The following is a 348-nucleotide window of genomic DNA, read 5'->3' as shown; positions in this document are numbered from 1 at the left end:
ATCGCGATATCCCAGCGATACTTTTTGTGACTCTTACGTTTGTTCCACTGAGTGGCATGCACATGACCTAATACTTGAGTACAAAACTCAAGCTGCGCCACCTGTAGAGTCGAAAAGTCTCGACGCTGCACCTGCACACGCACGCCTTTATCTTGCTGCTGTAACATCACTTTTAGTAAAGGCGCTGGAAATTGCTGAAATAGATACGCCGCCAACTTACTAAACTCAGGCTGTTGGGTTTCGCCCATACAAATGATCAGCTCAGCGTCATCGGTAATCGCGATCCCACGCTTATCAAACCAAGCTTGCGATAAAAACAACGCATTATCGCCATCACGTAAACCGTTA

Annotated in this window: 1 protein-coding gene; it reads right to left on the bottom strand. The window is 46.6% G+C overall.

The window, feature by feature from the left end:
- Window positions 1–348, bottom strand: a 348-nt coding sequence (locus CWB98_RS23650; RefSeq protein WP_171045756.1) for a RimK-like ATPgrasp N-terminal domain-containing protein, incomplete at both ends; no start/stop codon positions are given.

The organism is Pseudoalteromonas rubra (genome assembly GCF_005887115.1).
In the GTDB taxonomy this organism is placed as follows: domain Bacteria; phylum Pseudomonadota; class Gammaproteobacteria; order Enterobacterales; family Alteromonadaceae; genus Pseudoalteromonas; species Pseudoalteromonas rubra_F.
Note: the sequence above shows the minus strand (reverse complement) of the source record. Positions and strands in the feature narration are given on the sequence as shown.